Raw genomic sequence first — 12,615 nt, 5'->3', positions numbered from 1 at the left:
TCTCGGACTGGCTTGCACGGGCCTACAAGGTCAGAACCGACAAAACAAGGGCAGACATGGCCTACCCACAATCCACGAAATTACTGGCCACTTAACACTCTGGCAGGATCAATACGGCTGGCTCGACGGGCAGGATACCAGCTTGCCACCAGACTCAGCACCAGTGCCGTGACCAGTACATAAAAGACGTCCAGCCAGTGAAGTTCTGATGGCAGGAAGTCGATAAAATAGATGTCGCCGGACAAGAACTGGTGGCCGATCAGTTTTTCGATGCCATTGATAATTCCTGTTAAATTCAGCGCACACACCACGCCAATCGCCACGCCGAGCAAGCTACCAACCAGACCCGCCAGCAAACCATACCAGACGAAAATCGCGCGGATCAGGCCGTCTTTGGCCCCAAGCGTACGCAGCACGGCGATGTCGCCGCTCTTATCTTTCACCGCCATTACCAGCGTGGAGACAATGTTGAAACAGGCCACGCCAATCACCAGAATCATTGCCAGATACATGATGGCGCGGATCATCTGGATATCGCGATACATATAGCCGTAAGTCCCGATCCAGCTTTTGATATACACGTAGCTGTTGGTCACTTCGCCTGCGTCACGCACCAGTTTGTTGGCGTTGAAAACATCGTTCACCTTGATAGCAATCCCGGTCACGCTGCTGCCCATGTCGAGATACTGCTGGGCGTCCTGGATGGGGATCATTGCAAAGCTGTGATCGAGCTGACCGCTAAGCTGCAAAATTCCGGCGACGTGCAGACGCACGCGCTTAGGCTGTAACAACTGATGTTCTTTATCAGAGTTAGGGATCATAATTGACACCCAGTCACCCTGTTTGGCTTTCAGCGCATCAGCCACGCCTTTGCCGAGGATGATTTGCTGGTCGCCTGCTTTAAAATCAGCCCATGCATTGTTCTGCACGTATTTTGGCAGCGCGCTGAGTTCGCCTTCCTGTTTCGGGTCGACGCCTTTGATCTGAATAGCGCGCATGTTGCTGCCGCTTTCAATCAGGCCGGTGAAATTGATATACGGCGCAGCAGCGGCCACGCCTTTCACTTTTTCGACTTTAGTCAGCGCGTCATTCCAGTTATTCCAGGGCTGGTTAACCGGTTCGATTTCGCCATGCGGAACCACCGCCAGAATGCGGTTATTCAGCTCACGTTCAAAGCCGTTCATGGCACTTAGCCCGACGATTAGCACCGCCACACCGAGGGCGATGCCAACGGTGGAAATGACGGAAATCAGCGAGACCATGCCGCCACGACGACGCCCACGGCTAAAGCGCAGGCCGATTAGCAGGGATAACGGAGACGCCATTTACTGCGCTCCCATCAGGGACAGGTCATCGGTCAGATGACCGTCACGCATTTCCAGTTGGCGGCTCATGCGCTTCGCCAGTTGCAGATCGTGCGTCACCACCAGGAATGCGGTGCCCTGCTGTTTGTTCAGTTCGCCGAGCAACTGGAAAATACTGTCTGCGTTGCGGGCATCCAGGTTCCCTGTCGGTTCGTCTGCCATCACCAGGCGCGGGTTGTTGACCAGCGCGCGAGCAATCGCCACACGCTGACGTTCGCCGCCAGAAAGTTCAGACGGGCGGTGTGTGCGACGATGATCGAGGCCCACTGCCGCGAGCATCGCGCGAGCGCGTTCCTGAATTTCAGCCGGTTTCTTTTTGCCAATCAGCAGCGGCATTGCCACGTTCTCTTCGGCGGTAAAATCGGGCAGTAAGTGGTGGAACTGATAGATGAAGCCAAGCTCGCGGTTACGCAATTCGGCTTTCGCTGCCAGTGACATTTTCGACAGCGGCTGCCCGCTGAAAATGACGTCGCCGGATGTTGGGGTATCGAGCCCACCAAGCAAATGCAGCAGCGTACTTTTACCGGAACCGGAGCTGCCGACAATCGCCATCATCTCCCCTTCCCCAATGCTGAAACTGACGTTGTGCAGCACGTCGGTCTGCACAGTGCCTTCCTGATAGCGTTTGCACAGGTCGTCGCATTGCAACAGGATCTTATTCATAACGTAAAGCCTCAGCGGGTTGGGTGGCGGCAGCGCGCCAAGAAGGATAAAGCGTAGAAAGCAGCGCCAGCAGCATCGCCACCAGCGCAATAATGACGACCTGCAGCGGTTCAATAGCAACAGGCAACGCGCCGCCATCTACAAACGCGCCAATGATCGGCATCAAGTTATTTAGCTGGCTGGCGAGCAGCAAGCCAAGCAGTGCGCCGAGCAACGCGCCTATCACACCCGCACTTGCGCCCTGAACCATAAACACCGCCATGATCTGACGCGGCGTCAGCCCCTGGGTTTGCAGAATGGCGACTTCGCCCTGCTTCTCCATCACCATCAGACCAAGCGACGTAATAATGTTAAACGCGGCGACGGCAACAATCAGGCTCAGCAACAGCCCCATCATGTTTTTTTCCATGCGCACGGCCTGGAACAGTTCACCTTTGCGATCGCGCCAGTCCTGCCAATGGGTGCCTTCTGGCAATTTCTGCGCACTGAGCGTGTCGACTTCCAGCGGCTTATCGAGCCACAAACGCCAGCCGGTGATATTGCCGAGTGGGTAGCGCATCAGGCGCGAGGCGTCCTGAATGTTGACCAGCATCTGATAGCCATCCACTTCACTGTTCGCCGCAAAGGTGCCAATCACGTTGAATAAACGCTGACTCGGCACGCGGCCCATCGGTGTGAACTGGCTGGCAGACGGCACCATAATACGAATTTGATCGCCACGTTTTACGCTCAACTGGCCTGCCAGTTGTTCGCCAAGAATGACGTTGTATTGTCCGGTTTCAAGCGCGGTTTGTTTGACGTTGACCAGATACGGCGTCAGCGGATCATTCTGGTTCGGATCGATTCCGAGCATCACGCCCACCGCCACGCTGCGCGGGCTTTGGATAACCACATCGCCTGTCGTGAGGGGTGCCACGCGAGTCACGCCTTTCAATTTGGCTTCGCTTTCCGGCATTTGCTGCGGATTCAACGACCCTTTTTCGGCGCTCAGCACCGCCTGTGGCATCAGCCCAAGAATGTTGTTTTGCAGCTCGCGCTCAAAGCCATTCATGACCGAAAGCACGGTCACCAGTGCCATCACGCCAAGCGTGATACCAATGGTCGAGAGCCAGGAGACAAAGCGACCGAAGCGGTCCGCTGCGCGCCCACGCATATAACGCAGGCCAATGAATAGTGCGACAGGTTGATACATGTAATCCGTCTGGTTGCTGTTAGCTAGAGCCCGAGTATATAAGCGAAAGCGCGGAGCGTAAATGCGTGAAGTCAGATAGCCGCACCCTGATCTTTTTCCGAAAATGAATCAAATACAGAATGTTACCCGTTACTCTGCGGATAAAGCCCCTGAGGATAGCGTTCTGTTATCAGTAATGAAAAATGTGGTTCGTCATGAAAGAAAAATCGCTATGGATCAATCAAATCAAGGGGCTATGCATCTGTCTGGTGGTGTTTTACCACTCGGTGATCACCTTTTACCCGCAGCTCAGTGCCTTCCAGCACCCTTGGTCAGAAACCTTGTCGAAGTGTTGGGTGTACTTCAATCTCTATCTGGCACCGTTTCGCATGCCCGTGTTCTTTTTTATCTCTGGCTTTTTGATCCAGCGTTATATCGACGGCGTTTCATGGCGTGACAGCCTCGGTAAACGGGTCGGTAATATCCTTTGGGTACTGGCACTTTGGGGCGTGTTGCAATGGCAGGCGTTGAGTCATATCACCGCGTGGCTGGCACCAGAACGTGATGTCAGCACCAGCGCTAACGCGGCCTATGCCGATAGCTTTGGCGAATTTGTGCAGGCGATGCTCACCGCCAGCACCAGCTTGTGGTATCTGTACGCGCTGATTGCCTACTTCGTGTTCTGTAAACTTACCTCTCGTGGCAAAGCCGTTATGATCGGCGCTCTGGCCTTGCTCAGCATTGCCATCAATTTCCTGCCCACGCCGTGGTGGGGCATGAACAGCGTGTTGCGTAACGTCATCTATTATGCGCTGGGTGCCTGGTACGGCACGTCGTTGATGGCGTGGATGAAAGCGTTCAATGTTCGCCGCCATTGGCTGCTGCTGTCCGGATTTGCACTTTTTGCCGTTGCGCTCTGGTTTAAGCGCACCCCGCTGTTTCTCTCGTTGCTGTCGATTTTCGCGATCATGAAAGTGTTCTACGCGGTGGGCCGTCGCTACCCGCCATCGGAACGTTCACTGCTGAATGTGGTGGGTTCGAATACCATCGCTATCTATACCACTCACCGGATCCTGGTCGAAATATTCAGTTTGTTACTGATCGGCTGGTTTAGTGCTCAGGCCCGTTCTCCGTCGGTAGAATTTGTGATTTTGTTGATCTACCCGTTCATCAGCCTGTTGCTTTGTATCGCCACAGGGATGCTGGCTCGGAGCCTGTCGCAGCGTCTGGCGGGAGATATCTTCTTTTCCCCGCCTGCTCTGGCATCTGCGCGTCAATAGCCCGCTTGTCATTTGCTAATGTCGGCCTTTCAAGGATAATAACGTCATTGAAGAGCGGCGGTTTGCCCCCATAATTAGGGGTAAACCTTTACGGGACCCCGACATTATCTATGCCTGAAGCACAACAACGATACGCCCTACCGGCCAAAGCGGGCGAACAGCGTCTGCTTGGAGAACTCACCGGAGCGGCCTGCGCAACGGAAGTTGCGCAGATTGTCGAGCGCCATCGCGGCCCGGTGGTGCTCATCGCCCCGGACATGCAAAATGCCCTGCGACTGCACGACGAAATCAGCCAGTTTACCGATGAGTTGGTGATGAATCTTGCCGACTGGGAAACGCTGCCGTACGACAGCTTCTCTCCGCACCAGGAAATCATCTCTTCGCGCCTGTCGACGCTTTACCAGTTGCCCACCATGCAGCGCGGTGTACTGATTGTGTCCGTTAATACGCTAATGCAACGCGTTTGTCCGCACAGCTATTTGCACGGTCACGCGCTGGTGATGCAAAAAGGCCAGCGCTTGTCGCGTGATGCGCTGCGTGCGCAACTCGACAGCGCCGGGTATCGTCACGTTGATCAGGTTATGGAGCACGGCGAATATGCCACGCGTGGCGCGCTGCTGGATCTGTTCCCAATGGGGAGCGATAAGCCTTACCGTCTGGATTTTTTCGATGATGAAATCGACAGTTTGCGTCTGTTTGACGCCGACACGCAGCGCACGCTGGAAGAGGTCGAGGCCATCAATCTGCTGCCCGCCCACGAATTCCCGACCGACAAAACCGCCATCGAACTGTTCCGCAGCCAGTGGCGCGATAAGTTCGACGTCAAACGCGAAGCCGAACATATCTATCAGCAGGTGAGCAAAGGGACGCTGCCTGCGGGAATCGAGTACTGGCAACCGTTGTTCTTCAGCGAGCCGCTGCCGCCGCTATTCAGCTATTTCCCGGCCAATACGTTGCTTATCAATACCGGCGATCTGGAAGCCAGCGCCCAACGTTTTGAGACCGACACCCGTGCGCGTTTTGAGAACCGCGGTGTTGATCCGATGCGCCCCCTGCTTGCGCCTGAATTGCTGTGGTTGCGTCACGATGAACTGTTCGGCGAGCTAAAAAAATGGCCGCGCGTACAGTTGAAAACCGAGCAGTTAGCCGATAAAGCGGCAAACGTTAATCTCGGCTATCACACCCTGCCGGATCTGGCCGTACAAGCGCAGCAGAAAGCACCGCTGGATAATCTGCGTCGGTTCCTTGAAGCCTTCGACGGCCCGGTGATTTTCTCGGTAGAAAGTGAAGGCCGCCGTGAAGCGCTTGGCGAATTGTTGTCGCGTATTAAAGTCGCACCAAAACGCATTCAGCGTCTGGATGAATGTGATGGTAAAGGCCGCTACCTGATGATCGGCTCCGCCGAACATGGCTACATTGATTCGCTACGTAACCGGGCGCTGATTTGCGAAAGCGATCTGCTCGGTGAACGTGTGGCGCGTCGTCGTCAGGATTCACGTCGCACCATCAACCCGGATACGCTGATCCGCAATCTCGCGGAACTGCATGAAGGCCAGCCGGTTGTGCATCTGGAGCACGGCGTGGGCCGCTATGCCGGGATGACAACCCTGGAAGCCGGAGGGATCACTGCTGAATATCTGATGCTGATCTACGCCAACGATGCCAAACTTTACGTGCCGGTTTCGTCTTTGCATCTAATTAGCCGCTATGCGGGTGGCGCAGAAGATAACGCCCCGCTGCATAAATTGGGCGGTGACGTCTGGTCGCGGGCTCGACAAAAAGCGGCAGAAAAAGTACGTGACGTGGCGGCAGAATTGTTGGATATCTACGCTCAACGCGCAGCGAAATCGGGCTTTGCATTCAAGCATGACCGCGAACAATATCAACTGTTCTGCGACACTTTCCCGTTTGAAACCACGCCGGATCAGGCGCAAGCCATCAATGCGGTATTGAGCGATATGTGCCAGCCTTTGGCGATGGACAGGCTGGTATGCGGTGATGTCGGCTTCGGGAAAACCGAAGTCGCCATGCGCGCGGCATTCCTTGCGGTCGAAAATAACAAACAGGTAGCAGTGCTGGTGCCCACCACCCTGCTGGCTCAACAGCATTTCGACAACTTCCGCGACCGTTTTGCCAACTGGCCGGTACGCATTGAGATGCTCTCACGTTTCCGCAGTGCGAAAGAACAAACCCAAATTCTCGAGCAGGCAAGTGAAGGCAAAATCGACATTTTGATTGGCACCCACAAGTTGCTGCAAAGCGATGTGAAGATGCGCGATCTGGGCCTGTTGATTGTCGATGAAGAGCACCGTTTCGGTGTCCGTCACAAAGAACGCATCAAAGCGATGCGTGCTGACGTTGATATTCTGACGTTAACCGCCACGCCTATCCCACGCACGCTGAATATGGCGATGAGCGGAATGCGCGACCTGTCGATTATCGCTACGCCGCCTGCCCGTCGTCTGGCGGTCAAAACCTTCGTTCGTGAATACGATAATCTGGTCGTGCGTGAAGCTATCCTGCGTGAAGTGCTGCGCGGCGGCCAGGTTTACTACCTCTTTAACGACGTTGAAAACATTCAGAAAGCGGCTGATAAGTTAGCTGAACTGGTGCCAGAAGCGCGCATTGCCATCGGTCACGGCCAGATGCGTGAACGCGAGCTGGAACGGGTGATGAATGATTTCCACCACCAGCGCTTTAATGTGCTGGTGTGTACCACCATTATTGAAACCGGGATCGACATTCCGACCGCCAACACCATTATTATTGAGCGCGCAGATCACTTCGGCCTGGCGCAATTGCACCAGTTGCGCGGTCGCGTCGGACGTTCGCATCATCAGGCTTACGCATGGCTGCTGACGCCACACCCGAAAGCGATGACCACCGACGCGCAAAAACGCCTCGAAGCCATCGCCTCTCTGGAAGATTTAGGGGCTGGTTTCGCGCTTGCAACGCACGATCTGGAAATCCGTGGTGCAGGTGAACTGCTCGGGGAAGATCAGAGCGGGTCGATGGAAACCATCGGCTTCTCACTGTACATGGAACTGCTGGAAAACGCGGTGGATGCACTGAAAGCCGGACGCGAGCCGTCTCTTGAAGATTTGACCAGCCAGCAAACGGAAGTCGAGTTGCGTATGCCGTCGCTGCTGCCGGACGATTTCATCCCCGATGTGAACACGCGGCTGTCATTCTACAAGCGTATTGCCAGCGCCAAAGGCGAACAGGCGCTGGATGAGTTGAAAGTGGAGCTGATCGACCGCTTCGGCCTGCTGCCCGATGCAGCGCGCAATCTGCTGGATATCGCCCGTCTTCGCCAGCAAGCGCAAAAGTTAGGCATTCGTAAGCTGGAAGGCAACGAAAAAGGCGGCGTGATTGAATTCAATGAGAAAAATCACGTTAACCCGGCGTGGCTGATTGGCCTGTTACAAAAACAGCCGCAGCATTATCGCCTTGATGGGCCAACCCGACTGAAGTTCTTCCAGGAACTGGCCGAGCGCAAAACCCGGATGGAGTGGGTGCGCAACTTTATGCAGCAACTGGAAGAAAACGCGGTCGCGTAATCTCTTGCTTTGCCCCGGCGGCGTTCGTCGCCGGGTTTGCCGCTTCGCCGTAATTTACACACTCTTTGCAAACCGCTGAAACATCCAGACACGCACAGCCGCCATAATGAGGGTTTTCCCTGCTCAATCACCGTTATGGATGTGCTGTGATGATGATTCAATCGCGTTTCCTGCGTTTACTGGCTTTGCTGTCTGTACTCGCGACCGTCGCAATGGCGCTCCCTGCTCGCGCCAATACCTGGCCTCTTCCCCCTACCGGCAGCCGTCTGGTAGGTGAAAACCGCGTACATGTTGTCGAAGACAATGGCGGTTCACTTGAGGATATCGCTAAGAAATACAACGTCGGTTTTTTAGCGCTGCTTCAGGCCAATCCGGGCGTTGACCCTTACGTTCCCCGTGCGGGAAGCGTTCTGACGATCCCGCTGCAAACGTTGTTGCCAGATGTGCCGCGTGAAGGCATGGTCCTGAATCTTGCGGAGTTGCGTCTCTATTACTATCCGCCGGGTAAAAACAGCGTCACCGTGTACCCGATTGGCATTGGTCAGCTCGGCGGCGATACGCTGACCCCAACCATGGTGACTACGGTTTCCGATAAACGCGCAAACCCGACCTGGACACCTACCGCGAATATTCGCGCGCGCTATAAAGCCAACGGCATTGATTTACCCGCCGTTGTCCCTGCCGGGCCAGACAACCCGATGGGTCATCACGCCATTCGCTTGTCGGCCTACGGCGGCGTGTATTTGCTTCATGGTACTAATGCCGATTTTGGCATCGGGATGCGCGTAAGTTCAGGCTGTATTCGTCTGCGCGACGGTGATATCGAAACTCTGTTTAAGCAGGTCACACCGGGCACCAAAGTGAACATTATCAATACGCCAATCAAAGCGTCGATAGAACCTGGCGGCGTGCATTTGGTTGAAGTCCATCAGCCATTGTCAAAACAACTTGATGACGATCCGCAGGTACTCCCCATTATGTTGAATAGCGCCATGACGGCCTTTAAGGAATCACCACAGACAGATGCGCAAGTCATGGAACAGGTGATGGAAGTCCGTTCTGGCATGCCGGTGAATGTCACTCGTCACGCTGAACCACCGATTCAGAACCTGTAATAAGAATCGAAAGCAAAAAAAAACACCGCGACATTTGTCGCGGTGCTCTTTTATGGCAGTGGCATTGCCGAGGGTTAAATAAGGAGGGCCTTATTTATAAATTACCGCAGTCCCGTGAAGGGTGTTAGGACCGGTAACTGAGGTAATACGGAATGATTTAGCACCCGCCGCTTCAGCTTTCAGTGCCAGTTGATCTTCCAGCGAACCCAGGTTGGTGCCGGCGTCAGCAGAAATCACGCCCACTTTATGTTGGTCAACCGGGGTGGACTGGACTTCTACAGCGGCAAAGCTCGCGAATGACAGAGAACTGAGTACAGCAGCAACGGCCAGGGTTTTGATGCTTTTCATGATTTTTATACCTATGCAGATGAATTTGTGTGGTCGTTATGATTAACTTAACGATCGATAGGTAAATCATAATGTGATCTTCATCACAGGTCAAATTCTTTTTATAACGATTATTATATTATTTATTAATCTCTTATTTTTCATATCTATAGGATTATTTTATTTTGTGCGATTACCCGCTGGTTATGCAGGGGGTTTATTTTTATAATGAAGGCTCAACACCATCACAGAGGTACAACGGCACATGACAACTGAAGTAGCAAGTTGCACAAAAAAAAGCCGTGGCCGACCAAAAGTGTTCGACAGGGAAGTGGCGCTTGATAAGGCCATGACACTCTTCTGGCAGCACGGCTATGAAGCGACATCGCTCGCGGATTTAGTCGAAGCCACCGGGGCGAAAGCACCGACGCTGTATGCGGAGTTCGTTAATAAAGAGGGCCTGTTCCGGGCCGTTCTGGATCGATACATTTCGCGTTTTGCGGATAAGCATGAAGCACAGCTGTTTTGCGAAGATAAATCAGTGGAGTCAGCACTGCGTGACTATTTCAGCGCGGTAGCCACCTGCTTTACCAGCAAAGACACGCCTGCGGGCTGCTTTATGATTAATACATCGGCAACGCTTGCTGCCTCGTCGAAAGAGATAGCCCACACTATCAAATCGCGTCATGCGATGCAGGAAAAAACACTCTGCGAATTCCTGACTCAGCGCCAGGCGCGCGGTGAGATCCCAGCCAACAAATGTATCAGCGAGCTGGCGCAGTTTTTGAGCTGCATTCTGCAAGGGATGTCGATCAGCGCACGCGAAGGCGCAAGCCTTGAAACGCTGCTGCAAATCACGGATACCACGATGCGCTTGTGGCCGCAGATGCTGAAAATCTGACACTGCGCCATAAAAAAGGCCCCTCAGCCTGAGCGATTGAGGGGCCAATTAACACGTAAGCAATGCTTTTTTACGCTTTGTTATTCAGAACCAACTGTCCATTGTTGTCGAGTGGGATCTGAGAGCCAGGATCTTTATCCATTCGGATTTTCCCCTGCTGATCGCCAATTTTGTAGGTCACGTCGTAGCCCAACATTTTGTCAGACTTGTCATACACCGTTTTACAACGCTGCTGCGTAGTAGTGTAAGTGTCATTATTCTGCATCGCGCCCTGCACCTGGTTACCGGCATAGCCGCCACCCAGCGCACCCGCGACGGTTGCCACGTCTTTACCGCGACCGCCACCAAACTGGTGACCAATCACCCCACCCGCTACAGCACCCAGCACTGAGCCCGCGATACGGTTCTCATCCTGTACCGGACGACGATGGGTAACCGCGACGTTACGGCACTCCTGACGCGGCGTTTTGACGCTCTCTTTAATCGGGGTTGCAGAAATAACCTGCGCATACTGCGGCCCGCGATCGAAGACATTCAGACTGGCTACTGCCGCCACGCCCAGCGCAGCAGCTACGCCAATCCCTATACCCGCCACCATAGATTTATTCACGGGAATTCCTCCTTTGTTGCTGTTAGTAACAATTTTGCAACGGCAACGACCTGCTGCCTATAAGAAAAGGGATCAAAAAGAGAGCAACAACGGGGGAAGAACCCCTTATTCAGAAAAGTCCTAAGCAAAAAAGCCCGGACAGAGTCCAGGCCTTGTAGGTCAGGCAGTGACAATCAATGCAGCTTCATACGCGGGCGTATAACGCGGTTAATACTGCCCACCAACATCATCAATCCGGTTTTGAAGTAACCGTGCAGTGCGACCTGGTGCATACGATACAACGAAACATAGACGAAGCGTGCAATACGCCCTTCTACCATCATTGAGCCGCGCATCAGGTTACCCATCAGGCTGCCGACCGTGGAGTAGTTCGACAATGACACCAGTGAACCGTGATCTTTATAGGTGTAAGTCTTCTGCGGTTTACCTTTGATCTGCGCCAGAATATTGTGCAGCGCGAGACTCGCCATCTGATGCGCCGCCTGTGCGCGCGGTGGCACAAAACCGCCTTCCGGACGCGCGCATGATGCACAATCGCCGATGGCATAGATATCCGCATCGCGGGTCGTTTGCAGCGTCGGCTCCACGACCAACTGGTTGATACGGTTAGTTTCCAGACCGCCGATATCTTTCATAAAGTCCGGCGCTTTAATCCCTGCCGCCCATACCATCAGGTCAGCGTTGATGTACTCGCCTTCTTTCGTGTGCAAACCACCCGCATCGGCGCTGGTCACCATGGTTTGCGTCAGAACGCGCACGCCCATTTTGGTCAGTTCGCTGTGTGCAGCACTGGAGATTCGCGGCGGCAACGCAGGCAGAATACGTTCGCCCGCTTCCACCAACGTGACGTTCAGCGCTTCGTTAGTGAGTCCTTTGTAGCCGTAGCTGTGCAACTGTTTAACAGCGTTGTGCAGTTCTGCCGAAAGTTCTACCCCGGTCGCCCCGCCACCTACAATGGCAATATTCACTTTGCCGTCGACACCCAGATTGCTGGAGTGCTTCAGGAACAGGTTCAGCATTTCCTGATGGAAACGACGAGCCTGATGTGGGTTGTCGAGGAAAATGCAGTTTTCCTTCACACCCGGCGTGTTGAAATCGTTGGAAGTACTGCCCAGCGCCATGACCAGCGTGTCGTACGGCAGCTTACGCTCCGGCACCAACAATTCGCCTTTCTCGTCGCGAAGCTCTGCGAGGGTCAGGGTTTTGGTGTCACGGTTGATATCGACAACAGAACCAAGCTGGAACTGGAAATGATGATTACGGGCATGAGCCAGATAGCTCAGCGCATCCACACCTTCATCCAGTGAACCGGTCGCCACTTCGTGCAGCAACGGTTTCCACAGATGGCTATGATTCCTGTCCACCAGCGTGATTTTCGCTTTTTTGCCACGGCCAAGCTTTCTACCCAACTGAGTAGCCAACTCCAGCCCGCCGGCACCACCACCCACAATCACAATCTTTTTCAATGGCGTAGTCAACGTGACCCCCTAAATTATTAACCAATTGTTAATTAAAAGTTATCGAAATAGCCTTTAATTAACAACAAGTTATCCGTACAAAAACGAAGATTGATTTGAAGAATATCACGCAAGGTGCATTGGTCATACCAAAATTGATATGGATC

At 53.8% G+C, this 12,615-nt stretch carries 10 protein-coding genes; 4 read left to right on the top strand and 6 right to left on the bottom strand.

Annotation, left to right across the window (positions count from 1 at the left end; all coding sequences use genetic code 11):
- Positions 1–80: 80 nt before the first annotated feature.
- From lolE to lolC, 3 genes are read right to left on the bottom strand one after another with little or no spacing between them, the layout of a single operon-like run.
- Entirely contained in the window at positions 81–1,325 is a 1,245-nt protein-coding gene (gene lolE, locus VH187_RS13865; RefSeq protein WP_329702035.1) for a lipoprotein-releasing ABC transporter permease subunit LolE, read from the bottom strand.
- Positions 1,326–2,027: a lipoprotein-releasing ABC transporter ATP-binding protein LolD gene (lolD, locus tag VH187_RS13860; protein WP_329702034.1), complete on the bottom strand. Its 702-nt coding sequence runs from the start codon at positions 2,025–2,027 to the stop codon at positions 1,326–1,328.
- The gene (gene lolC / locus VH187_RS13855; RefSeq protein WP_329702033.1) at positions 2,020–3,219 is read right to left on the bottom strand and encodes a lipoprotein-releasing ABC transporter permease subunit LolC; all 1,200 of its coding nucleotides are present in this window, start codon (positions 3,217–3,219) and stop codon (positions 2,020–2,022) included. The genes lolD and lolC overlap by 8 nt, the downstream gene beginning before the upstream one ends.
- A 194-nt stretch (positions 3,220–3,413) precedes the next feature.
- Here lolC and VH187_RS13850 point away from each other — a divergent pair, with 194 nt between their 5' ends.
- The 3 genes from VH187_RS13850 to ldtC all read left to right on the top strand — a co-directional run bounded on the left by VH187_RS13850 (position 3,414) and on the right by ldtC (position 9,153).
- Complete coding sequence (locus VH187_RS13850) at positions 3,414–4,478, top strand: acyltransferase family protein (protein ID WP_329702032.1); 1,065 nt, start codon at positions 3,414–3,416, stop codon at positions 4,476–4,478.
- A 110-nt stretch (positions 4,479–4,588) separates the two neighbouring features.
- Complete coding sequence (gene mfd / locus VH187_RS13845; RefSeq protein WP_329702031.1) at positions 4,589–8,038, top strand: transcription-repair coupling factor; 3,450 nt, start codon at positions 4,589–4,591, stop codon at positions 8,036–8,038.
- Between the two features lie 149 nt (positions 8,039–8,187).
- Positions 8,188–9,153, top strand: coding sequence for a L,D-transpeptidase LdtC (gene ldtC / locus VH187_RS13840; protein ID WP_329702030.1), 966 nt, complete (start codon positions 8,188–8,190; stop codon positions 9,151–9,153).
- A 90-nt stretch (positions 9,154–9,243) separates the two neighbouring features.
- Here the strand turns inward: ldtC and bhsA are convergent, their stop codons facing one another.
- Positions 9,244–9,501, bottom strand: a complete 258-nt coding sequence (gene bhsA, locus VH187_RS13835) for a multiple stress resistance protein BhsA (protein ID WP_329702029.1) — start codon at positions 9,499–9,501, stop codon at positions 9,244–9,246.
- Between the two features lie 244 nt (positions 9,502–9,745).
- Between bhsA and VH187_RS13830 the strand changes: the two genes are divergently transcribed.
- Entirely contained in the window at positions 9,746–10,381 is a 636-nt protein-coding gene (locus tag VH187_RS13830; RefSeq protein WP_329702028.1) for a TetR/AcrR family transcriptional regulator, read from the top strand.
- A 70-nt stretch (positions 10,382–10,451) separates the two neighbouring features.
- On the opposite strand, the gene VH187_RS13825 is transcribed toward VH187_RS13830, so the two are convergent.
- Both VH187_RS13825 and VH187_RS13820 read right to left on the bottom strand, forming a co-directional pair.
- Positions 10,452–10,991 carry a glycine zipper 2TM domain-containing protein gene (locus VH187_RS13825; RefSeq protein WP_329702027.1) on the bottom strand — a complete coding sequence of 180 codons (540 nt, stop codon included), beginning with the start codon at positions 10,989–10,991 and terminating at the stop codon, positions 10,452–10,454.
- A gap of 173 nt (positions 10,992–11,164) precedes the next feature.
- Positions 11,165–12,469, bottom strand: a complete 1,305-nt coding sequence (locus VH187_RS13820; RefSeq protein ID WP_329702026.1) for an NAD(P)/FAD-dependent oxidoreductase — start codon at positions 12,467–12,469, stop codon at positions 11,165–11,167.
- Positions 12,470–12,615 lie beyond the last annotated feature (146 nt).

Source organism: Scandinavium sp. (assembly GCF_036271055.1).
GTDB lineage: Bacteria > Pseudomonadota > Gammaproteobacteria > Enterobacterales > Enterobacteriaceae > Scandinavium.
The sequence above is the reverse complement of the archived record's forward strand: the minus strand, read 5'-3'. Positions and strand labels throughout refer to the sequence as shown.